At 72.0% G+C, this 21,564-nt stretch carries 16 protein-coding genes; 11 read left to right on the top strand and 5 right to left on the bottom strand.

Annotation, left to right across the window (positions count from 1 at the left end; translation table 11 throughout):
- Positions 1-144: 144 nt before the first annotated feature.
- Both AB0I16_RS34995 and AB0I16_RS34990 read right to left on the bottom strand, forming a co-directional pair.
- Positions 145-1,047, bottom strand: a complete 903-nt coding sequence (locus tag AB0I16_RS34995; protein WP_062780022.1) for a tRNA (adenine-N1)-methyltransferase — start codon at positions 1,045-1,047, stop codon at positions 145-147.
- 86 nt (positions 1,048-1,133) lie between these two features.
- The gene (locus AB0I16_RS34990; RefSeq protein WP_363253714.1) at positions 1,134-2,936 is read right to left on the bottom strand and encodes a site-2 protease family protein; all 1,803 of its coding nucleotides are present in this window, start codon (positions 2,934-2,936) and stop codon (positions 1,134-1,136) included.
- A gap of 130 nt (positions 2,937-3,066) precedes the next feature.
- Between AB0I16_RS34990 and AB0I16_RS34985 the strand changes: the two genes are divergently transcribed.
- Together AB0I16_RS34985 and AB0I16_RS34980 are read left to right on the top strand one after the other, a co-directional pair.
- Positions 3,067-3,948 (top strand): RecB family exonuclease, encoded by an 882-nt coding sequence (locus AB0I16_RS34985; RefSeq protein WP_363253713.1) that lies wholly within the window; start codon positions 3,067-3,069, stop codon positions 3,946-3,948.
- A 14-nt stretch (positions 3,949-3,962) separates the two neighbouring features.
- Entirely contained in the window at positions 3,963-4,634 is a 672-nt protein-coding gene (locus AB0I16_RS34980) for a response regulator transcription factor (RefSeq protein WP_055699614.1), read from the top strand.
- Between the two features lie 147 nt (positions 4,635-4,781).
- Here the strand turns inward: AB0I16_RS34980 and AB0I16_RS34975 are convergent, their stop codons facing one another.
- The 3 genes from AB0I16_RS34975 to metH form a co-directional block, all read right to left on the bottom strand.
- On the bottom strand, positions 4,782-6,389 hold the full coding sequence (locus AB0I16_RS34975; RefSeq protein WP_363253712.1) for an ABC transporter substrate-binding protein: 1,608 nt from the start codon (positions 6,387-6,389) through the stop codon (positions 4,782-4,784).
- Between the two features lie 340 nt (positions 6,390-6,729).
- The gene (locus AB0I16_RS34970; RefSeq protein ID WP_363253711.1) at positions 6,730-7,425 is read right to left on the bottom strand and encodes an HAD family phosphatase; all 696 of its coding nucleotides are present in this window, start codon (positions 7,423-7,425) and stop codon (positions 6,730-6,732) included.
- A 99-nt stretch (positions 7,426-7,524) separates the two neighbouring features.
- Positions 7,525-11,082, bottom strand: a complete 3,558-nt coding sequence (metH, locus tag AB0I16_RS34965; protein ID WP_363253710.1) for a methionine synthase — start codon at positions 11,080-11,082, stop codon at positions 7,525-7,527.
- 267 nt (positions 11,083-11,349) lie between these two features.
- Between metH and AB0I16_RS34960 the strand changes: the two genes are divergently transcribed.
- The 9 genes from AB0I16_RS34960 (at position 11,350) to AB0I16_RS34920 (ending at position 21,436) form a co-directional block, all read left to right on the top strand.
- Entirely contained in the window at positions 11,350-12,114 is a 765-nt protein-coding gene (locus AB0I16_RS34960; protein ID WP_363253709.1) for an IclR family transcriptional regulator, read from the top strand.
- 323 nt (positions 12,115-12,437) lie between these two features.
- A complete protein-coding gene (locus tag AB0I16_RS34955) occupies positions 12,438-13,229 on the top strand; it encodes an MIP/aquaporin family protein (RefSeq protein WP_363253708.1) in 792 nt (263 codons plus the stop codon).
- A gap of 68 nt (positions 13,230-13,297) precedes the next feature.
- Positions 13,298-14,842, top strand: a complete 1,545-nt coding sequence (gene glpK, locus AB0I16_RS34950; RefSeq protein WP_363253707.1) for a glycerol kinase GlpK — start codon at positions 13,298-13,300, stop codon at positions 14,840-14,842.
- Between the two features lie 4 nt (positions 14,843-14,846).
- Positions 14,847-16,457, top strand: coding sequence for a glycerol-3-phosphate dehydrogenase/oxidase (locus tag AB0I16_RS34945; protein ID WP_363253706.1), 1,611 nt, complete (start codon positions 14,847-14,849; stop codon positions 16,455-16,457).
- A 93-nt stretch (positions 16,458-16,550) separates the two neighbouring features.
- A complete protein-coding gene (locus AB0I16_RS34940) occupies positions 16,551-17,354 on the top strand; it encodes a nucleoside phosphorylase (protein WP_363253705.1) in 804 nt (267 codons plus the stop codon).
- A 21-nt stretch (positions 17,355-17,375) separates the two neighbouring features.
- Positions 17,376-18,737: an amidohydrolase gene (locus tag AB0I16_RS34935; protein ID WP_363253704.1), complete on the top strand. Its 1,362-nt coding sequence runs from the start codon at positions 17,376-17,378 to the stop codon at positions 18,735-18,737.
- Positions 18,734-19,363 carry a sulfite oxidase-like oxidoreductase gene (locus AB0I16_RS34930; RefSeq protein WP_363253703.1) on the top strand — a complete coding sequence of 210 codons (630 nt, stop codon included), beginning with the start codon at positions 18,734-18,736 and terminating at the stop codon, positions 19,361-19,363. Before AB0I16_RS34935 ends, AB0I16_RS34930 begins: the two co-directional genes overlap by 4 nt.
- Before the next feature lies 1 nt (position 19,364).
- A complete protein-coding gene (locus tag AB0I16_RS34925; RefSeq protein WP_363253715.1) occupies positions 19,365-20,135 on the top strand; it encodes a ferredoxin reductase in 771 nt (256 codons plus the stop codon).
- 254 nt (positions 20,136-20,389) lie between these two features.
- Complete coding sequence (locus AB0I16_RS34920) at positions 20,390-21,436, top strand: PAC2 family protein (RefSeq protein ID WP_363253702.1); 1,047 nt, start codon at positions 20,390-20,392, stop codon at positions 21,434-21,436.
- The last annotated feature ends 128 nt before the right edge of the window (positions 21,437-21,564 follow it).

Genomic DNA, 21,564 nt, shown 5'->3' with positions numbered 1-21,564 from the left:
GGCGCCGCGCCCGCCGTCGCGCCCCGGCACGCCGTTGCCGAGGGGGGTGCGGCCCGGAACGATTCTCCCGTAGTCGTCAGTTCCCTGGTCGGTCAGGGAACTCGGCGGCGGCGCCTGCTCATTGGGCGGGGTGCGTCGCGCGGGTCAGCGCGGGGTGCCGCCGTCCGCGTTGGGTCCGGAGTAGTCCTCGCCGTACGCGCCCTTGGCGGGGCGGCGGCGGCGCATGGGGGGCTCGACGCCGTCCGCGAGGCGGCGGGCGGTGAGCAGGAAGCCGGTGTGCCCGATCATGCGGTGGTCGGGGCGGACGGCCAGGCCCTCGATGTGCCAGTTGCGGATCATCGACTCCCAGGCGGTCGGCTCGTTGAAGCCGCCGATCTCGCGGATGGACTCCACGGTCCGCGCGAGCTGGGTGGTGGTCGCCACGTAGCAGCAGAGGATGCCGCCGGGGACGAGCGCCTTGGAGACGGCCTCCAGGCACTCCCAGGGGGCGAGCATGTCGAGGATGACCCGGTCGACCTCGGTGTCGCTGAGATTGTCCTGGAGGTCGCCCACGGTGAGCTGCCAGGCGGGGTGGGGGGCGCCGAAGTAGCGCTCCACGTTCTGCCGGGCGATGTCGGCGAAGTCCTCGCGGCGCTCGTACGAGTGCAGCATCCCCTGGTCGCCGATGGCCCGGAGCAGGAAGCTGCTCAGCGAGCCCGAGCCCACGCCCGCCTCGACGACGCGCGCCCCGGGGAAGATGTCGGCGAAGGCCAGGATCTGCCCCGCGTCCTTGGGGTAGACCACGGCGGCGCCGCGGGGCATGGACAGGACGTAGTCGGGGAGCAGGGGGCGCAGCGCCAGGTAGGCGACGTTCCCCGTGGTACGGACAACACTGCCCTCGGGAGCGCCGATCAGCTCGTCGTGGGGGAAGGAACCCTTGTGGGTGTGGAAATTCTTCCCGGCTTCGAGCGTGAACGTGTAGTGGCGTCCCTTGGGGTCGGTGAGCTGGACCTGGTCCCCGACCTTGAAGGGCCCGCGACGGCGGGCGGCACCGGTCGGTTCGGACATGTGACCAGCCTACCGGCCGCGGCGGACGCCGCCGACCACCGTGGCCGCCGACCACCGTGGCCGCCGGGCCCCGGAGGGCGAGGTCTCTAGGAGGGCCGGGCCATCGCCCTGACGAAGGCACGCTCGACGTCGGCCGCGGAGAGCACTCCGTAGATCTCGCCGGAGTCCTCGACCACCAGGTACTCGGTGGCGGGCGTGGCCCTCAGCGTGTCGAGCAGCTCCTCCCCCGCCAGCTCCGCGGAGACGCGCATGCCCTCGGTGATGTCCTGGGCGAGGCCGCTGACCGTGACCCAGGGGCGGCGGTGCTGGGGCACGGAGACGATGGCCGCCTCGCGCACCACGGCCGTGGGGTCGCCGTCGGGGTCGACCACCACGAGGGCGCGGGCGCCCGCGTCGTTGGCGCGGCGCAGCGCTTCGGAGAGGGGTGTGCCGGACTCGACGGGCACCGCGCGGCGGGTGAGGGTGCGGGCGCGCAGCTCGGGCAGGTGTTCGCGCAGGCGGGCCATGCGCAGGCTGTTCCCCGCGCCGGTCCAGATGATGGCGGCGAGGATCGCGGCGAGCAGGGCGTCGGTGACGGTGTCCATGCCGCCGATCTCCTGGGGGTCGCCGCCCAGCGCCCCTGACTGGTTGAGCAGGGGCAGGCCGATCAGTACGGAGACGGCGAGCGCGCGGCCCACCCAGGCGGCGGCGATGGTGCCGCTCATCGGCTTGCCGGTGATCTTCCAGACGACGGCGCGGAGCATGCGGCCGCCGTCCAGGGGCAGGCCGGGCAGGAGGTTGAAGACGGCGACGATGAGGTTGGAGATCATCAGGCCGGCGAGCAGGACGCCGGGGACGGTGCCGGGCTCGACGGCGCGCATGCCGGCGTAGAAGACGCCGGCGAGCACGAGGGAGAGCAGCGGTCCCACGAAGGCGAGGACGAACTCCCTGCCGGGGGTCTCCGACTCCTTCTCGATCTCCGAGACGCCGCCGAAGAACTGGAGCTGGATGCGGCGCACCGGCAGCTTGAAGCGGAGGGCCGCGACGGTGTGGGCCAGTTCGTGGACGAGTACGGAGGCGTAGAACGCGACGGCGAAGAAGAGTGACACCAGGTAGCGGGCGCCGCCCAGCTCCGGCAGGACGCGGTCGAGCTGGCCGCCGAAGACCCAGGTGATGAGGGCGGCGACGAGGAACCAGCTGGGCGCCACGTACACGGGCACGCCGAACGGCCTGCCCATGAGCAGGCCGCCGCCGGGCCCCTTCCGCGCCTTGGCGCCCCCGGCCCGCCGGCCCCGCGCCCCACGCTCGGCCCGCACCGGACCGCGCCCGGCTTCGTGGCCGGGGGCGTCGGGCGCGACGCCAGGGGGGCGCGGCTGGTCGGCGGGGCGGTCCTCGGGGCGGGGCGCGGCTTCCGGCGCCACGGCCGGCGGCCCGGCGGCTCCCGGCTCGCCGACGCCCGGCTCAGCGGCTCCGGGCCGCACGGCTCGCGGCTCGCTGGCCGCAGACTCCGTGACCGGAGGCGTCGCGGCTTCCGGCACCGCAGTCGGCGGCTCCGTGACCGGGGGCTTCGCGGCTCCCTGTCCAGGGGCTCCCGGCTCCGTGGCCGGGGGGTCCTGTGTGCCCCGGTCCGCGGCGCTCGGCCCGGGTGTCGCGTCGCCGGGCGGGTGCTGTGCCCCCGGTGGCTCGGTGCGCGGGGTGGTCGGCCAGGGTTCCGGCTGCCGCTCCGTGGCATCGGGGGCCGGGCGCCGGTCCGCGGCCGGGGGCGCGTCCGCCGCACCCCGCGGGGGACGTGTGGGCTCCTCGGCCACGTCGAGCGGGCGCGGCGACTCGGAGGAGCCCGCCGTGCCGCTCGGGCGCGGGCCCCCGGTGCCGTCGGACTGCGGCCTGCCGCTCTCGCCGCGTTCGTCCACGATGTCCCCTCGTTCGGAAGCGTCCCTCGCCCCGGTATGGCGTGGTCACCCACACGATCATGCAGGGCGAGAGGGTTCGTCGTCGATGGTATGCGGCCGTTGTCAGTGGTGGGTCGTAGGGTCTGTCCCCATGGAAACCAGCTCCGAAGACGCCACGGCCGCCGTGCGCCCGGCGTCCCTGTCGCCCTCGCGCGCGGGCGACTTCATGCAGTGCCCCCTGCTGTATCGCTTCCGGGTGATCGACAAGCTCCCCGAGAAGCCCAGCGAGGCGGCGACGCGGGGCACCCTGGTGCACGCGGTCCTGGAGCGCCTCTTCGACGCGCCGGCGAGCGAGCGGACGGCGCCGCGCGCCAAGTCGCTGATCCCCGGCCAGTGGGACAAGCTGCGCGAGAGCAGGCCGGAGCTGACCGAGCTGTTCGCCGACGATCCGCGGGGCGAGCGGATGGCGCGCTGGCTGTCGGACGCGGAGAAGCTGGTCGAGCGCTGGTTCACCCTGGAGGACCCGACGCGCCTGGAGCCCGCCGAGCGGGAGCTGTTCGTGCAGGCCGAGCTGGCCTCGGGACTGCGGCTGCGCGGCATCATCGACCGCGTCGACGTGGCGCCTTCCGGCGACGTCCGGATCGTGGACTACAAGACGGGCAAGGCCCCGCGCCCGGAGTACGCGGAGGGCGCGCTCTTCCAGATGAAGTTCTACGCCCTGGTGGTGTGGCGTCTGAAGGGCGTGGTCCCGCGCCGCCTCCAGCTCGTCTATCTGGGCAGCGGCGACGTCATCACGTACGACCCGGTGACGGCGGACCTGGAGCGGGTGGAGCGGAAGCTGCTCGCGCTCTGGGAGGCGATCGAGCTGGCCACCGCGACGGGCGAGTGGCGCCCCCGGCCGACGAAGCTCTGCGGCTGGTGCGACCATCAGGCCGTTTGTCCCGAATTCGGGGGGACTCCCCCGCCGTATCCGCTTCCTCTCAGGGCGCCCGGGTCGGCGGAGGACGCGCAGGGCAGAATGGGGCCGGGCTAGCTAAGGAGAGTTACGTGGCCATCCGCGTCCTACTGGTCGATGACCAGCCGCTGTTGCGCACCGGTTTCCGGATGATCCTGGAGGCCGAGCAGGACATCGCGGTCGTCGGCGAGGCCGGAGACGGCCTGCAGGCTCTTGACCAGGTGCGGGCTCTCCAGCCCGACGTGGTGCTCATGGACATCCGCATGCCGCGGATGGACGGCGTCGAGGCGACCCGGCAGATCACCGGCCCCGGCCGGGACGGCCCGGCGAAGGTCCTGGTCCTGACCACCTTCGACCTCGACGAGTACGTGGTGGAGGCGCTCCGCGCCGGCGCCAGCGGCTTCCTGCTCAAGGACGCCCCGGCGAACGAGCTGGTGCAGGCGATCCGCGTGGTCGCCGCGGGCGAGGCGATGCTCGCGCCGAGCATCACGCGCCGCCTGCTCGACAAGTACTCCGCGCACCTGCCCTCCGGCGAGGAGCCGGTGCCCGACACCCTGCACACCCTCACCGAGCGTGAGGTCGAGGTGCTGAAGCTGGTGGCGCGCGGCCTGTCGAACGCGGAGATCGCGGCGGACCTCTTCGTGAGCGAGACGACGGTGAAGACGCACGTCGGCCATGTGCTCACCAAGCTGGGCCTGCGCGACCGGGTGCAGGCCGCGGTGTACGCGTACGAGAGCGGTCTGGTGCGCCCCGGAGCGCAGTAGGAGCCCCGGCCTCCCCGCACGACCGCACCACGCCCCGCTTCACGCGTGAACGCCGAAGGTGGCCGTCCCCCGAGGGGGCGGCCACCTTCTTGGTCGCATCAGCGCATCAGCGCATCGGCGCGTCGGCCTTCGCCGACCCGCCCGGCGTCAGTCGCTGACGCCGCGGCTCAGGTGCCAGAGCTGGAGGTTCGACGAGGCGTCCAGGGCCCACTCCACGCCGGTGATGTCGTCGCGCGCGGCGATGTACTGCTTGCCCTGCCAGAGCGGGAGGATCGGAACCTCGTCGGCGACGATGTCCTGGATCTTGCGGATGCTCTTCGACGCGGCCAGGCGGTCGGCCTCGCGGCGCGAGGTCGGGAGCAGCTGGTCGTTGATGTCGCTGTTCTCGTACGGCGAGCCGAGGAAGTTGTCCTTCAGGAGGAAGGGCGCGAGGAAGTTGTCGGCGTCGGGGAAGTCGGGGAACCAGCCCATGCCGTACACGGCGTACTCGCCGTCACGCTCGGCGGCGCGGAAGGTGTTCCACTTCACGCCCTTGATCGAGACGTCGAACAGACCGGAGTCGTTCAGCTGCTTCTGCAGCAGCTCGAACTCCTTCTTCGTGGCCGGACCGTAGTGGTCGATGGTGTAGTGCAGCGTCAGCTTCACCGGGGTGGTGATGTTCGCCTTGTTCAGCAGCGAGCGGGCCTTGGCCGGGCTCGGGTTGCCGTACTTGTTGAAGAACGAGTTGGTGTGACCGGTGATGGTGGTCGGCACCAGCGAGAACAGCGGGTCGGCCGTCGCGCCGTACACCGAGGAGGCCAGCGCGCCGCGGTCGATGACCTGCGCCATGGCCTGGCGGACGGCCTTGTTCTTGACCGTCGGGGCGTCGGTGTTGAAGGCGAGGTAGCGGATCTCCAGACCCTGCATCTCGACGAGGTCGATCTTCTCGTCGGAACCGCCGCCGAGCTCCTTGACCTGCTCGGGCGACATGGTGCGGGTCATCAGGTCGATGTCCCCGTCCTTCAGCGCCTTCCCCATGGCCTCGGTGTCGGCGAAGTTGCGCATCTCCACCTTGTCGCTCTCCGGCGCGAACTCACCCTTGTACTTGGGGTTCTTGGTGAACACCGTCTTGACCAGGTGGTCGCCCTCGACCTCCTGCTTCGCGGTGTACGGACCCGAACCGGAGATCTCGAAGCCCTCGCGCAGCTTGTCCTTGGGGTAGTTCTCCTTGCTGATGATCCCCGCGATGGGCGTGGCCAGCTTGTACGGGAACGTCGCGTCCGGGGTCTTGAGGTGGAAGACGACCTCGCGGTCGCCCTGCGTCTCGATCTCCTCGACGTTCGACACCAGACCGTCGGCACCGCTGGGGTTCTTGATCTTGATGTCGCGCACGCGCTCGATGGAGAACTTCACGTCGGCCGCGGTCAGCGGATCGCCGTCGGAGAACGTCAGCCCCTTGCGCAGGGTGCAGGCGTAGCGCTCGTTGCCCGTGTCGGTGAAGCCGCACTGCTCGGCGGCCTCGGGCTGCGGCTCGCCGCCGCCGCGGGGCGCGGCCATCAGCGTCTGGATGGTCTGCCGCAGCAGGTTCCAGGAACCGGAGTCGTAGGCGTACGCGGGGTCGAAGGGCGCCGGCACCTCCTTCGAGATGGCGAACGCGTCCGTGGTGCCGACAGCGATCGCGTCGTCACCGTCTCCGCTGCCCGAGCCGCCACAGGCGGCGAGAGCGGGGGCGAGCAGACCTATGACAGCCGGCAGCACCAAAGTCTTGCGGTTCATGCTCGACGTTCTCCAGAGCTCTTGGATCCCGTGAATCCCGCAACGCGGGGTGAGGGTTGATGGGGCACGGGGGGTGGGGCGATGTTCTCGCGAAGACATTAGTCCGCGGCGCCCGGGCGCCGGTGAGGGGCGGCGGCCGGGCGCTCATCACGGAGCGAAACCGGGCGTGGACGCATTGATGTCCCGACACCGGAAGGTTTCGTGCACGCTCTCACCAATCAGGACACAACGTCACGCCCCCGGGGGCACCGGAAGGGGGTCCTGCACACGCGGAACCCACTGTCGACCCCCGCACGAGTGGGAAACGTCACACGCCGGATCGGATTCAGGAACGGAACTGTCAGAGGGTCATGAGACCTTGCAGGAAAGGCAGGTTGACGTGTTCCAGGGACGGCACGACCGTGCGTCCCGTGACGGCGGGGATCGGCGCGACCGACGGCACCGCCACGACGCGGCAGCCGGCGGCCTCCGCGGCGGCCACCCCGGTCGCGGTGTCCTCGATGACGGCGCATCGGGCGGGGTCGGCGCCGAGCCCCGAGGCCGCGAGCAGATAGGGGTCGGGGTGGGGCTTGGTGCGGGAGACCTCGTCGCCCGCGACGGTCAGCGAGAAGTGGTGGGCGCCGATCGAGTCGAGGACGCGGTCGATGATGCGCCGGTGCGAGGCGGACACGAGCGCCATCGGCACGTCGTGCGCGGCGAGTTCGCCGAGCAGCCGGGCGGCGCCCGGCATCAGCGGCAGCGAACGGCTGATGCGGTCCTCGAAGCCGTCGTTGAGCAGCACGGTGAGTTCCTCCACGGTGACGTCGGCACCGGTGGACTCGATGAGGAAGGCCGCGCTGCGCGTCATGGGCCCGCCGACGACGATGTCGCGCCAGGCCTCGTCGAGCCTGTGCCCGAGGCGGGCGAAGACCTCGACCTCGGTGTCCCACCAGAAGCCCTCGGTGTCGACGAGCGTTCCGTCCATGTCGAGGAGGACGGCCTGCAACGCCGACCCTTCGGCCGTTCGGGTGCCGAGCGCGGGAACCGTACTGGTCATGCGACCACACCTTCCATGAGGGACGAGAAGGCCGGTCGCCCGCCTAGACGGCAAGGCAACCGGCCTGCACTGGACCGACCAGTGTACGACTGACCTCGATCAGCGCGCGTTGAAGTACTTCGCCTCGGGGTGGTGGATGACGATGGCGTCCGTGGACTGCTCCGGGTGGAGCTGGAACTCCTCGGAGAGGTGGACGCCGATCCGCTCGGGGCGCAGCAGGTCGGCGATCTTCGCGCGGTCCTCCAGGTCGGGGCAGGCGCCGTAGCCGAGGGAGAAGCGGGCGCCGCGGTACTTCAGGGCGAACATGTCCTCGACGTCGGCCGGGTCCTCGCCGCCGAAGCCCAGCTCGGCGCGCACGCGCGCGTGCCAGTACTCGGCGAGCGCCTCGGCCAACTGCACGGACAGGCCGTGCAGTTCGAGGTAGTCGCGGTAGGAGTCGGCGGCGAACAGCTCGGCGGTCGCCTCGCCGATCCGGGAGCCGACGGTGACGACCTGCAGGCCGACGACGTCGGTCTCGCCGGACTCCTCGGGACGGAAGAAGTCCGCGAGGCAGAGCCGGCGGCCGCGGCGCTGGCGCGGGAAGGTGAAGCGCGTGCGCTCCGAGCCGTCGTCGTTGAGGATGATCAGGTCGTCGCCCTTGGAGACGCACGGGAAGTAGCCGTGCACGACGGCCGCCTCCAGCATGTTCTTGGTGTGCAGCTCGTCCAGCCAGCCGCGCAGCCGGGGCCGCCCCTCGCTCTCGACCAGCTCCTCGTACGAGGGTCCGTCACCGGTCCGGGCCTGCTTCAGGCCCCACTGGCCCTTGAAGAGGGCGCCCTCGTCGAGCCAGGAGGCGTACTCCTTGAGCTGGATGCCCTTGACGACGCGGGTGCCCCAGAACGGCGGGGTGGGCACGGGGTTGTCGGTGGCGACGTCGGAGCGGGCGGGCCCCTCCTCCGCCTCGGCGTCGAGGACCGCGGCCGTCGCTCCGGTGGGCACGCGGCGCTGCTTGAGCTCGGGCAGGGTCGCGCCGGGCACGCCCCGCTTGACGGCGATGAGGGCGTCCATCAGGCGCAGCCCCTCGAAGGCGTCGCGGGCGTAGCGGACCTCGCCCTCGTAGATCTCGTGCAGGTCCTGCTCGACGTAGGCACGGGTGAGGGCGGCGCCGCCCAGGATCACCGGGAAGTCGGCGGACATGCCGCGCTGGTTCAGCTCCTCCAGGTTCTCCTTCATGATGACGGTGGACTTGACCAGGAGGCCCGACATGCCGATCACGTCGGCGCGGTGCTCCTCGGCGGCCTCCAGGATCGCGGCGACGGGCTGCTTGATGCCGAGGTTGACGACGTTGTAGCCGTTGTTGGACAGGATGATGTCGACGAGGTTCTTGCCGATGTCGTGGACGTCGCCGCGGACGGTGGCCAGGACGATGGTGCCCTTGCCCTCGGCGCCCTCGACCTTCTCCATGTGCGGCTCCAGGTGGGCCACGGCCGTCTTCATGACCTCGGCGGACTGGAGCACGAAGGGCAGCTGCATCTGCCCGGAGCCGAACAGCTCGCCGACGACCTTCATGCCCTCCAGGAGGGTGTTGTTGACGATGTCCAGGGCCGGGGTGTCCCGCAGGGCCTCGTCGAGGTCGGCCTCCAGGCCGTTCTTCTCGCCGTCGATGATGCGGCGCTGGAGGCGCTCGTCGAGCGGCAGGGCGAGGAGTTCCTCGGCCTTGCCCGCCTTCATCGACTTGGTGGAGACGCCCTCGAAGAGCTCCATGAGCCTCTGGAGCGGGTCGTACGCCGGTTCGTCCCCCTGCTGGGGGCGCCGGCGGTCGTAGATGAGGTCGCGGGCGACGGTGACCTGCTCGTCGTCGAAGCGCGCGATGGGCAGGATCTTGGAGGCGTGCACGATCGCGGAGTCGAGGCCCGCCTTGACGCACTCGTCGAGGAAGACGGAGTTGAGCAGGACGCGGGCGGCCGGGTTGAGGCCGAAGGAGATGTTGGAGAGGCCCAGCGTGGTCTGCACGTCCGGGTGGCGCTTCTTCAGCTCGCGGATCGCCTCGATGGTCGCGATGCCGTCCTTGCGGGACTCCTCCTGACCGGTGCAGATGGTGAAGGTCAGGGTGTCGATGAGGATGTCCGACTCGTGGATGCCCCAGTTGCCGGTGAGGTCGTCGATGATGCGCTCGGCGATGGCGACCTTGTGCTCGGCGGTGCGGGCCTGGCCCTCCTCGTCGATGGTCAGCGCGATCAGGGCGGCGCCGTGCTCCTTGGCCAGCGCGGTGACCTTGGTGAAGCGGGACTCGGGGCCGTCGCCGTCCTCGTAGTTGACGGAGTTGATGACGGCGCGCCCGCCCAGCTTCTCCAGGCCGGCGCGGAGGACGGGCAGCTCGGTGGAGTCGAGGACGATGGGCAGGGTGGAGGCGGTCGCGAAGCGGCCCGCCAGCTCCTCCATGTCCTTCACGCCGTCGCGGCCCACGTAGTCCACGCACAGGTCGAGCATGTGCGCGCCCTCGCGGATCTGGTCGCGCGCCATCTCCACGCAGTCGTCCCAGCGGCCCTCCAGCATGGCCTCGCGGAACTTCTTGCTGCCGTTGGCGTTCGTGCGCTCGCCGATCGCCAGGTACGAGGTGTCCTGGCGGAACGGCACGCTCTGGTACAGCGAGGCGGCGCCGGGCTCGGGGCGCGGCTCGCGGCGGGCCGTCTCGACGCCGCGGACGCGCTCGACGACCTGGCGCAGGTGCTCGGGCGTGGTGCCGCAGCAGCCGCCGACCAGGGAGAGGCCGTAGTCGCGTACGAAGGTCTCCTGGGCGTCGGCCAGCTCGGCGGCCGTCAGGGGGTAGTGGGCGCCGTCCTTGCCGAGGACGGGCAGGCCCGCGTTGGGCATGCAGGAGATCGGCACGCGCGAGTGGCGGGCGAGGTAGCGCAGGTGCTCGCTCATCTCGGCGGGACCGGTCGCGCAGTTCAGGCCGATCATGTCGATGCCGAGCGGCTCAAGGGCCGTCAGGGCGGCGCCGATCTCCGATCCGAGGAGCATCGTGCCGGTGGTCTCGACGGTGACCGAGCAGATCAGCGGCAGGGTCGCGCCGGTGGCGTCCAGGGCGCGGCGGGCGCCGAGGATGGCCGCCTTGGTCTGCAGCAGGTCCTGGGTGGTCTCCACCAGGAGCGCGTCGGCGCCGCCGTCGATCATGCCCTCGGCGTTGGTCTGGTAGGCGTCGCGCAGGACGCCGTAGGGGGCGTGGCCGAGGGTGGGCAGCTTGGTGCCGGGGCCCATCGAGCCGAGGACCCAGCGCTGCTGTCCCGTGGCGGCCGTGAACTCGTCGGCGACCTCGCGGGCGATGCGGGCCCCGGCCTCGGAGAGCTCGAAGTTGCGCTCGGGGATGTCGTACTCGCTCAGGGCGGCGAAGTTCGCGCCGAACGTGTTGGTCTCCACGCAGTCGACGCCGACGGCGAAGTACTCCTCGTGCACGGCGCGCACGATGTCGGGCCGGGTGACGTTCAGGACTTCGTTGCAGCCCTCAAGGTTCTGGAAGTCTTCCAGCGTGGGGTCCTGCGCCTGGAGCATCGTGCCCATCGCGCCGTCGGCCACGACCACGCGGGTGGCGAGGGCCTCGCGGAGGGCGTCGGACCGGGTCCTGCTCTCGGGCGGAACGGTGGTGGGGTGTGACGACGGGGTAGGCGACGAGGCCATTGAGGAGCTCCCTGGAGTGCGACGGCTGTCGGCTTTGCGCCTTCTGCTGGAAGGCGCACCCGGCCAGGGTAGCCGGGACATCCGCTCCGCGGGGAAGGCGTCCACGGGGCGGACGGGTGGCGATGCCGCGGCGTGAAGTGGCCCCTGAGGGGAGAAAGGGGGCAACACAGGCTGTCCGGGCATTAGCGAGAGGTCGACAACGACCGATAGTGTTCAGCATTGTCGAACGTCGGGTAGTGGTGTTGGGGATCGGAGGTAGAGGCTGCGATGGCACGCAACATCCAGTCGCTCGAACGGGCCGCGGCGATGCTGCGGCTGCTCGCGGGCGGCGAGCGACGGCTCGGTCTCTCGGAGATCGCCTCCTCGCTCGACCTCGCCAAGGGCACGGCACACGGCATCCTGCGCACCCTCCAGGCCGAGGGCTTCGTCGAGCAGGACTCCGCCTCGGGCCGCTACCAGCTCGGCGCCGAGCTGCTGCGCCTCGGCAACAGCTACCTGGACGTGCACGAACTGCGGGCCCGCGCCCTGGTGTGGACCGACGACCTGGCCCGCTCCAGCGGCGAGAGCGTGCACCTCGGCGTGCTGCACCAGCAGGGCGTGCTCATCGTCCACCACGTCTTCCGGCCCGACGACAGCCGCCAGGTCCTTGAGGTGGGGGCCATGCAGCCGCTGCACTCCACCGCTCTCGGCAAGGTGCTCTCGGCCTACGACCCGGTCGCGCACAACGAAGCCCTCGAAGCCGAACGCCACACGCTCACGGCCCGTACCGTCACCGACGCCGAGGGGTTCGAGGGCATCCTCGACCTCACCCGCGCGCGCGGGTACGCGGCCGACGTCGAGGAGACCTGGGAGGGCATCGCGTCCGTCGCGGCCCCCATCCACGACCGGCGCCGCATGCCGGTCGGCGCGGTCGGCGTGACGGGCGCCGTGGAGCGGGTCTGCCGGGACGGCGAGCTGCGCCCCGAGCTGATCGCCGCCGTGCGCGACTGCGCGCGCGCCGTCTCCAGGGACCTGGGCGCCGGGCGCTTCTGAGCGGCGTCCGCCCCGTCGCGCCGACGTGCGGGCGGCCCCGCCGGGCGCGACCATCGATGGACCGTCCTGCCCCTGCCCCGACCTGCCTGGACCGATAGGTCGAAGCGATCAATAACGATCGTGTTTTCAATAACAGAACTCTTGACGAGCGAGTAACCCCGGGGCGAGACTCGCGTCCATCGGTCGGCATTGTCGAACACCTACCGGCATTACGCGTTAGAGTAGACAAGGCCAAGGGCCGGCAACGACCTCACATGAGGTCGCGGACCACCGGAGGGACCCGGGGTTCGCCTTCCCCTGGACGAAGGACAAAGGAGTCGCGGGTGTCCAGCTCCGACATCTTCATCGGCGAGACCATCGGTACCGCCGTGCTCATCCTGCTGGGCGGCGGCGTGTGCGCCGCCGTCACGCTCAAGCGCTCGAAGGCCAAGGACGCCGGCTGGGTCGCCATCACCTTCGGGTGGGGCTTCGCCGTACTGACCGGCGCCTACCTCGCGGGCGGCGTCTCCGGCGCGCACCTGAACCCGGCGGTCACGCTCGGCCTCGCGGTCGAGGGCGGCACCAAGTGGAGCGACGTTCCGCTCTACCTGGCCTCGCAGCTCCTCGGCGCCATGATCGGTGCCGTACTGGTGTGGGTCACGTACATGGGCCAGTTCACGGCCCACCTGACCGACCCCGAGGTCCTGGCGGCGCAGCCCGTCGAGGAGGGCATGGTCGACCAGAAGGCGGCTCCCGCGGCCGGACCCGTGCTCGGGATCTTCTCGACCGGCCCCGAGATCCGCAACTACGTCCAGAACGTGATCACGGAGGTCATCGCCACCGTCGTCCTGGTCCTCGCCATCCTGACGCAGGGCCTCAACGACGGCGGCAACGGCCTCGGTGTCCTCGGCGGCCTGATCACCGCCTTCGTGGTGGTCGGCATCGGCCTCTCGCTCGGCGGCCCCACGGGCTACGCGATCAACCCCGTCCGCGACCTCGGTCCGCGCATCGTGCACTCCCTGCTCCCGCTGCCGAACAAGGGCAGCTCGGACTGGTCGTACGCCTGGGTGCCGATCGTCGGCCCGCTGATCGGCGGCGCCATCGCCGGCGGTCTCTACAACGTCGCGTTCAAGTAGACCCGCGACAGCGACCGATGACGGCACAGACGCCTGAGACCGACAGCAAAGAACTTCTGGAGCACACCGTGACCGACGCACACACCGCAGGCCCCTTCATCGCCGCCATCGACCAGGGCACCACATCCAGCCGCTGCATCGTCTTCGACAAGGACGGCCGGATCGTCTCCGTCGACCAGAAGGAGCACGAGCAGATCTTCCCGAAGCCGGGCTGGGTCGAGCACGACGCGACCGAGATCTGGACGAACGTCGAGGAGGTCGTCGCCGGGGCCGTCGCCAAGGCCGGCATCACCCGCGACGACATCAAGGCGATCGGCATCACCAACCAGCGTGAGACCACGCTGCTGTGGGACAAGAACACCGGCGAGCCGGTCCACAACGCCATCGTCTGGCAGGACACCCGCACCGACGCGCTCTGCAAGGAACTCGGGCGCAACGTCGGCCAGGACCGCTTCCGCCGCGAGACCGGCCTGCCGCTCGCCTCCTACTTCGCGGGGCCGAAGGCCCGCTGGCTGCTCGACAACGTCGAGGGCCTGCGCGAGCGCGCCGAGGCCGGCGACATCCTCTTCGGCACCATGGACTCCTGGGTCATCTGGAACCTCACGGGCGGTGTGAACGGCGGCAAGCACGTCACCGACGTCACCAACGCCTCCCGCACCATGCTGATGAACCTCCACAAGATGGAGTGGGACGCGCGGATCTGCGAGTCCATCGGCGTCCCCACGGCGATGCTCCCCGAGATCCGCTCTTCCGCCGAGGTCTACGGCGAGGTCACCGGCGGCAAGCTAGGCGACCTGCTCGGCGGCATCCCCGTCGCCTCCGCGCTCGGCGACCAGCAGGCGGCCCTCTTCGGCCAGACCTGCTTCGAGGAGGGCGAGGCCAAGTCCACCTACGGCACCGGCACCTTCATGCTCCTGAACACCGGGGGCAAGGCCATCAACTCCTACTCGGGCCTGCTGACCACGGTCGGCTACCAGATCGGCGACCAGAAGCCGGTCTACGCCCTGGAGGGGTCCATCGCCGTCACCGGTTCGCTGGTGCAGTGGATGCGGGACCAGATGGGCCTGATCAACTCCGCCGCCGAGATCGAGACGCTCGCGTCGTCGGTCGAGGACAACGGCGGCGCCTACTTCGTACCGGCCTTCTCCGGCCTGTTCGCCCCGTACTGGCGCTCCGACGCCCGCGGTGTGATCGCCGGTCTGACGCGGTACGTCACCAAGGCGCACATCGCGCGCGCCGTCCTGGAGGCCACGGCCTGGCAGACCCGTGAGATCACCGACGCCATGACGAAGGACTCCGGCGTCGAGCTCGCGGCCCTCAAGGTCGACGGCGGCATGACCTCCAACAACCTGCTGATGCAGACCATCTCGGACTTCCTCGACGCGCCCGTGGTGCGCCCGATGGTGGCCGAGACGACCTGCCTCGGTGCCGCCTACGCCGCCGGTCTCGCCGTCGGCTTCTGGTCCTCGACCGACGAGCTGCGCGCCAACTGGCGGCGGGCCGCGGAGTGGACCCCCCACATGGACGCGGACACCCGCGACCGTGAGTACAAGAGCTGGCTCAAGGCCGTCGAGCGGTCGATGGGCTGGCTCGACGAGAGTGGCGAGGAGTAAGACAATGACCACCCTGCAGAGCGTCCCTGCCCTCGGGACGCATCCGGCTGGCGGCCTCAACCCGAGCCGCGCCGAGACCCGGGAGCAGCTTTCCAAGGCGACGTACGACCTCCTGGTGATCGGCGGCGGAATCCTGGGCATCTCCACCGCCTGGCATGCCGCGCAGTCGGGACTGCGGGTGGCCCTGGTGGACGCCGGTGACTTCGCCGGCGCCACCTCCTCCGCCTCCTCCAAGCTGCTCCACGGCGGTCTGCGCTACCTGCAGACCGGTGCGGTGAAGCTGGTCGCGGAGAACCACTTCGAGCGCCGTGCGGTCTCCCGTCAGGTGGCCCCCCACCTGGCGAACCCGCTCACCTTCTACCTGCCGGTGTACAAGGGCGGCCCGCACGGCGCCGCCAAGCTCGGCGCGGGCGTGTTCGCGTACAGCGCGCTCTCCGCGTTCGGCGACGGCGTCGGGCACCTGCTCTCGCCGTCGAAGGCCGCGCAGGACGTGCCGGAGCTGCGCACGGACAATTTGAAGGCCGTCGCGGTCTACGGCGACGACCAGATGAACGACTCCCGCATGGCCCTGATGACGGTCCGCGCGGCCGTCGAGGCCGGTGCCGCCGTCCTCAACCACGCCGAGGTCACCGGGCTGCGCTTCACCAAGGGCCGGGTCACGGGCGCGGAGCTGAAGGACCGCATGAGCGGCGACGAGTTCGGCGTCGACGCCCGTCTCGTGCTGAACGCGACCGGGCCGTGGGTCGACCACCTGCGCAAGATGGAGAACCCGGACGCGGCGCCCTCCATCCGCCTCTCCAAGGGCGCGCACCTGGTGCTCAAGCGCACCGCCCCCTGGAAGGCCGCGCTGGCCACGCCGATCGACAAGTACCGCATCACGTTCGCCCTCCCCTGGGAGGACATGCTGCTGCTCGGCACCACGGACGAGGAGTTCGAGGGCGACCCGGCGGACGTGCGCGTCACCGAGGCCGACACCGCGCAGATCCTGGACGAGGCCGCGTTCTCCATCCGCGACCAGCAGCTGTCGCGCGACCTGATCACGTACTCGTTCGCGGGTCTGCGGGTGCTGCCCGGCGGCCCCGGTGACACCTCCAAGGCCAAGCGCGAGACGGTCGTCACCGAGGGCCGCGGCGGCATGCTGTCGGTGGCCGGCGGCAAGTGGACGACGTTCCGCCACATCGGCCGTACGGTGATGAAGAAGCTGGAGTCGCTGCCGGGGCACCCGCTCGGCGACGACTACGAGCCGATCTCCGAGCTGCCGAAGAAGCTGCCGCTGCCCGGCATCGCCAACCCGCGTGCCGTCGCCCACCGCCTCCTCGTGGACGGTCCGGCGCCCGGCCCGCGCATGGCCGCCGACACCGCCAAGCACCTGGCGACGCACTACGGCTCGCTCTCCTTCGACATCGCCCGCCTGGCGAACGAGAACCCGGAGCTCGCCGAGCGCGTCCACCCGGACGCCCCGGAGATCTGGGCGCAGGTCGTCTACGCCCGCGACAACGAGTGGGCCGAGACGGCGGACGACGTGCTGCGCCGCCGCACCACGCTGACGATCCGGGGCCTGGCCACGGACGACGTGCGCGGCAAGGTCGAGGATCTGCTGGGCAAGAAGGACTGAACCGCGAGGGTTCGCCCGCGCGTGGCCGGGTGAGGGGCGGTTCCCCCGGGGGCCGCCCCTCACCCGTGCCCGGGGCTGCGTACGATCGCCGGCGTGACCTCTACCGTGCCGTCGCCCTCCGGAACCCAGCCCATCACCCGTGTGCCGCGCACCGGGCTGCCCGCCCGGGCGGTCGTGGTCGGCGACCCCGGCCGCGCCGAGCGCGTCGCCGCGCTCCTCGCCGACGCGAAGGAGGTGTCGTACCACCGCGAGTACCGCACCTTCACCGGCGACTGGCACGGCACCCCTGTCGTCGTCTCCTCGCACGGCGTCGGCGCGCCCGGCGCCCTGCTGCTCTTCCAGGAGCTGGCCGCGGCCGGCGTGCGCACCTTCGTGCGGCTCGGCACCGCCGGCGCGATCAGGGCCGGCATCCGCGACGGCGACCTGGTCATCGCGGACGCGGCGGTACGCGACGACGGGGTGAGCCCGCAGCTCATCCCCGCGGAGTACCCGGCGTTCGCCGCGCCGGAGGCCGTCATCGCGCTCCAGCGGGCCGCGCGGGCGGCCGACGCCCCGTACCACCGGGGGGTGGTGTGGACGCGGGCCGCGTTCCAGCCCGGGTTCCTGCCGCTGCCCGGCGAGGCGTACGCGCGCGCCGGCGTCGCGGCCATCGAGATGGAGCTGTCGGCGCTGTACGTCTTCGCCTCCACGCACGGCCTGACCGCGGGCGGCGCCCTGGTGGTGGACGGCGCGAACGCGGACGAGCTGGTCGACGACGAGGCACCGCTCTCCTCCGGCGGCTACGACCCGGACCGCGACGTGGTCGCCGCCGGGGTCGACCGGGGCGCCCGCGTAGCCTTGGACGCGCTGCGCCTCCTGGTCCCGGCCCAGGGCACCGAACGAGCACAGCGACCGTAGCGACCAGGGAGAGCGGAACCGATGCCCCACACTGACCTGCCGGCCCAGGACCGCGGCGGCTCCGGCGACCTCGACCTGCTGGTGCACGGCGGCGACGTCCTGACCGTCGACGCGGCGGGCACCGTCGTGCCGGACGGCGCGGTGGCCGTGCGCGCCGGACGGATCGTGGAGGTCGGCCCCGCCGAGCGGCTGCGCGCCGCCCACCCCGCCGCGCGGGAGATCGACGCCCGGGGCTGCCTGGTGCTTCCCGGCCTGATCAACACGCACACGCACCTCGCGATGAACCTGCTGCGCGGCATCGCCGACGACCTCACCCTCCAGGGCTTCCTGGCCCGCGTCATCCCGCGCGAGGCCGCGGTCCTCTCCCCCGAGACGGTGGCGACCGCGCTGCGGGGCGCCATCGCCGAGTCGGTGCGCGGCGGGGTCACGGCGGCGCTCGACATGTACTGGTTCCACGAGGCGGCCGACGCCGTGGCGCGGGAGGCCGGGTGGCGGCTGCTGAGCGGGCCCACGTTCATGGACGTGCCGGGGCCGCCCGACGGGCGCCCCTACGCGGAGCGGATGGGCTGGGCGAGCGCGTACCTGAAGGGCCGCGCCCCGGTCCCTGGCACGCGCCCCGTGGTCTTCGCGCACTCCGCCTACACGCTGGGCCCCGAACAGCTCAAGGAGATCGCCGCGCTGGCCCGGGAGCACGGCGCGCTGCTGCACCTGCACGCGGCCGAGAACGCGGGCGAGGTGGCCACGGTCGTCGAGCGGCACGGGATGCGCCCGGTGGAGCTGCTCGACTCCCTCGGCGTGCTCGGCCCCGACACGCTCCTCGCGCACGCCGTCGACCTCACCGACGCGGAGATCGCGACGCTGGCCCGCACGGGCACGGCCGTCGCGCACTGCCCGGTGTCGAACCTGAAGCTGGGCTGCGGCATCGCGCGGGTGCCCGACCTGCTCGCGGCGGGCGTCACGGTCGGCCTCGGCACGGACGGCGCCGTGAGCTCCAACACCCTCGACGTGCTCGGCGCGGTGAAGATGGCCGCCCTGGTGCACAAGGCGGGCGGCGACCCCACGGCGGTCGGCGCCGAGCAGGCCGTGCGGATGGCGACCATTGAGTCGGCGCGGGCGCTGGGCCTCGGCGACGAGCTGGGCTCCCTGGAGGCGGGCAAGCGGGCCGACCTGATCGTCCTCGACCTCGGCCGCCCGCACCTCGCGCCCCCGCACGACCCGTGGTCGACGCTGGCGTACGCCGCGGCGGCCGGCGACGTGCGGGACACCGTGGTGGACGGGCGCGTGCTGATGCGGGACCGCGTTCTGCGCACGCTCGACGAGAGCGCCGTCCTGCGGGAGCTGACCGCCGCCGCCGGCGCCCACCGGGAGACGAGCACGGCATGACCCCGGGTACCGAGTACGAACCCACGCGCGGCTTCACCGGCCGCGCCCGCGCCGCCGACCGCGATCCGCGCCTGCCGCCCGGCCAGTACGACGCCCGCGACGGCTGGCCCGTCCTCTCCGCCGAGGTGACGCCGCACCTGGCCGCCGCCGACTGGACGTTCCGCGTGGACGGCCTCGTGGCGCGCCCGCGCACCTGGGACTGGGACGAGGCGCACGCGCTGCCGGCGGCGGAGTACCGGGGCGACATCCACTGCGTGACGAGCTGGTCGAAGTTCGGGGTGCGCTTCGGCGGGGTGAGCCTGGACAGCTTCCTCGCCGCCGCCCGCCCGCTGCCCGAGGCGTCCCACGTCGTGGCGTACTCCCACACCGGCTACACCAGCAACCTGCCGCTCGCCGACGTCACCGGCGGCAAGGCGTGGATCGTCTGGGAGTACGGGGACGAGCCGCTGCCCCCGGAGCACGGTGGCCCGGCCCGGCTGATCGTCCCGCACCTGTACTTCTGGAAGAGCGCCAAGTGGATCGCGGGGCTGCGGCTCCTCGACCACGACGAGCCGGGCTTCTGGGAGCAGAACGGCTATCACCACCGGGGCGACCCGTGGGCCGAGGAGCGTTACGCAGGTGACTGACATCCCGTACGACGAGAACGGTTCCGCGCGGGGAGCGGCGGGCTTCGTGCCGCCGACGCGCTTCGCCGTGCCCGGCCGGATCGCCGTGAGCGAGCGTGCCGCGAGCCTGTGGCAGCGGGCGCTGATCACGGGCGTCCGCAAGGAGACCCCGCGCGCGTCGACGTTCCGGCTCAAGGTGCCCGACTGGGAGGGGCACCTGCCGGGGCAGCACCTGATGCTGCGTCTCACGGCCGCGGACGGCTACGTCGCCCAGCGGCACTACTCCATCGCCTCCGCCCCGGACGGAAGCGGCGAGATCGAACTGACCCTCGACCACGTGGTCGACGGCGAGGTGTCGGGTCACCTGCACGAGGTCGCCCGGGTCGGTGACACCGTGGAGGTGCGCGGTCCGCTGTCCGGCTTCTTCGCCTGGCCGGGCGACCGGCCCGCGCTGCTGCTCGGGGCCGGCTCCGGTGTCGTGCCGCTGATGTCGATGGTGCGCCACCACCGCCGCGCGGGCCTCGCCCTGCCGCTGCGCCTCGTCGTCTCGGCCCGCACACGCGAGGACCTGATCTACGCGGACGAGTACGGCGAGGAGACCACCGTCGTCCTGACCCGCGCCGAAGGGCGCCTGAACGCGGGCCATCTGGCGCCGTTCCTGGGGCCGGGGCGGCCCGCGGGCGGCTGGGAGGCGTACGTCTGCGGCTCCAACGGGTTCGCCGAGCACGCCTCGCGGCTCCTGGTGGAGGGCGGCCAGCCGGTGGACCGGATCAGGATCGAGCGCTTCGGCTGAACGCCCCGTGCGCCGCGGCGGTCGAGCGGGCCACAGTCGCCGCCCCGGGCCCGCGTCCGGCGCGGCCCGACCCAGGAGGACGCCGTCAGCCGCACTGGGTGACGGTGCCCGTTCCGGCCCGTACGAAACGGCTGTTTCCCGGCGCCGAGCGTGGGCAGTGATCACGCACTCCCCCACGCAAGGGGGCTGCGTCGGGCCCCTGCCGAAGCCGTAAGGTTGGGGCGTACGCAAGGGAACATCGGAAGGAGGCCTGGGTGATCGAGCTCGAGGGGGTTCCCGAGCTGGTCGACCCGGTCATGGTGGCCGCGTTCGAGGGCTGGAACGACGCCGGCGACGCCGCCTCCGCCGCGGTCGCGCATCTCGACAAGGAGTGGAAGGGCGAGGTGTTCGCGGCGCTGGACGCCGAGGACTACTACGACTTCCAGGTCAACCGCCCGACCGTCTGGCTGGACGACGGCGTCCGCAAGATCACGTGGCCGACGACCCGGCTCTCCGTGGTCCGCGTGGGCGGCGACAAGCCCCGCGACCTCGTCCTGGTCCGGGGCATCGAACCGTCGATGCGCTGGCGCTCGTTCTGCAACGAGATCCTCGGCTTCGCGCACGAACTGGGCGTGGAGCTCGTGGTGATCATGGGTGCGCTGCTCGGCGACACCCCGCACACCCGGCCCGTCCCGGTCAGCGGCGTGACGTCCGACCCCGACCTGGCGCGCACCATGGCCCTGGAGGAGACGAAGTACGAGGGCCCGACGGGCATCGTCGGCATCCTCCAGGAGGCGTGCACGCACGCGGGCGTCCCGGCCGTCAGCCTCTGGGCCGCCGTCCCGCACTACGTCTCGCAGCCGCCCAACCCCAAGGCCACGCTCGCGCTGCTCAACCGCCTCGAAGACCTGATCGGCCTGCGCATCCCGCTGGGCGAGCTGACCGAGGACGCCCGCGCCTGGCAGCTCGGTGTGGACCAGCTCGCCGCCGAGGACAACGAGGTCGCGGAGTACGTGCAGTCCCTGGAGGAGGCGCGGGACACCGCCGAGCTTCCCGAGGCGTCGGGCGAGGCCATCGCCCGCGAGTTCGAGCGCTATCTGCGGCGCCGCGACGGCGGGCCCGGGCAGGGCGGCACGCACGCGACGGACGGTGAGGGCGCGGCCTATCTGCGCGACGCCCCCGGCGACCGCACCCGACCGCCGAAGCCGAAGCCGACCCAGCGCCCGGACCAGGGCGCGGAGGGCGAGGGCGACGGCGGCGGCGACTCCTCCGGGCCGCCCGGCTCCCCCGGCGATTCCCCGGACGATTCCCCGGACGACTGAACGCTCCTGAAGTACGGAGGGGCGGCACCCGCGCAGCCGCGGACCGCCCCTCCCAGCCCCCGGACACCGGTCCCCGCCCCCGGTCACCAGTCCCCGCCGGGCCACCGGTTCCGGCCCGCGAGCCCCCT

Origin of the sequence: Streptomyces sp. NPDC050703, from assembly GCF_040654435.1 — a bacterium.
In the GTDB taxonomy this organism is placed as follows: domain Bacteria; phylum Actinomycetota; class Actinomycetes; order Streptomycetales; family Streptomycetaceae; genus Streptomyces.
Note: the sequence above shows the minus strand (reverse complement) of the source record. Positions and strands in the feature narration are given on the sequence as shown.

Excerpts from the sequence above, each read along its gene's own strand:
- AB0I16_RS34935 (WP_363253704.1), top strand. The coding sequence starts at position 17,376 with ATGCCCCACACTGACCTGCCGGCCCAGGACCGCGGCGGCTCCGGCGAC.
- AB0I16_RS34945 (WP_363253706.1), top strand. The coding sequence starts at position 14,847 with ATGACCACCCTGCAGAGCGTCCCTGCCCTCGGGACGCATCCGGCTGGC.
- AB0I16_RS34985 (WP_363253713.1), top strand. The coding sequence starts at position 3,067 with ATGGAAACCAGCTCCGAAGACGCCACGGCCGCCGTGCGCCCGGCGTCC.
- AB0I16_RS34960 (WP_363253709.1), top strand. The coding sequence starts at position 11,350 with ATGGCACGCAACATCCAGTCGCTCGAACGGGCCGCGGCGATGCTGCGG.
- metH (WP_363253710.1), bottom strand. The coding sequence starts at position 11,082 with ATGGCCTCGTCGCCTACCCCGTCGTCACACCCCACCACCGTTCCGCCC.
- AB0I16_RS34975 (WP_363253712.1), bottom strand. The coding sequence starts at position 6,389 with ATGAACCGCAAGACTTTGGTGCTGCCGGCTGTCATAGGTCTGCTCGCC.
- AB0I16_RS34930 (WP_363253703.1), top strand. The coding sequence starts at position 18,734 with ATGACCCCGGGTACCGAGTACGAACCCACGCGCGGCTTCACCGGCCGC.
- AB0I16_RS34995 (WP_062780022.1), bottom strand. The coding sequence starts at position 1,047 with ATGTCCGAACCGACCGGTGCCGCCCGCCGTCGCGGGCCCTTCAAGGTC.
- AB0I16_RS34970 (WP_363253711.1), bottom strand. The coding sequence starts at position 7,425 with ATGACCAGTACGGTTCCCGCGCTCGGCACCCGAACGGCCGAAGGGTCG.